Source organism: uncultured Tenacibaculum sp., assembly GCF_947499065.1.
Lineage (GTDB): Bacteria > Bacteroidota > Bacteroidia > Flavobacteriales > Flavobacteriaceae > Polaribacter.
In genome coordinates this window covers 1-683 of the sequence record NZ_CANMMT010000028.1, presented here as the reverse complement: position 1 = coordinate 683, position 683 = coordinate 1, and the positions used below count along the sequence as shown (strand labels likewise).

1 protein-coding gene is annotated in these 683 nt (G+C 29.1%); it reads left to right on the top strand.

Going from position 1 to position 683, the window contains the following annotated elements; translation table 11 throughout:
• On the top strand, window positions 1-683 hold a 683-nt coding region (locus tag Q0958_RS18835), incomplete at both ends, for a hypothetical protein (RefSeq protein WP_299126108.1).

The window sequence follows — 683 nt, the reverse complement described above, 5'->3', positions numbered from 1 at the left end:
AGTGACTTTAGTATTCTATATTTTATCGGATTAACAAGCTTAACATTCCTTCAAATAACAAATCCTGTTATTTCATACACTATAAGTTTAGTAGCAATTCCAGTTACCTTATATTCAATATACTATCAATATGCTGTAGTAAAAAAATGGTGCTTGTTATGTTTAAGTATTGTAGGAGTATTATGGTTGCAAGCTTTAGCTCCAGTGTTAACTAATACTTATATCAATAATTTTATACTTACAGATGTAGTATTATTTGGTTTTGTAGCAGTCGCAACTTGGTTAACTTGGTTCTATATAAAGCCTTTAATTACTGATGTAAATCAATTGAAAAAGGAGAAGATAGAAAATGTAAAATTCAAAAGAAACTATACTCTATTTGAAAGCTTATTACACAAAGCACCACAATTAAACACCCAACTAAACGATAGCAAAGAAATTGTATTTGGAAATCTAAATTCAAGATTAGAAATCGTAATTGTAACCAATCCTTTTTGTGGACATTGTAAGCCAGTTCATCAGCATGTAGATGCTATTTTAAATAGATATCAAAAAAATGTGAAAATAAAAGTACGTTTTAACATTAGTACTAAGGACACCAACAGTGATGTTGTTAAAATCACAAGTCGATTACTTGAGATTTATAATATGCAAGGAGCCCCACAATGTTTACAAGCAATGGA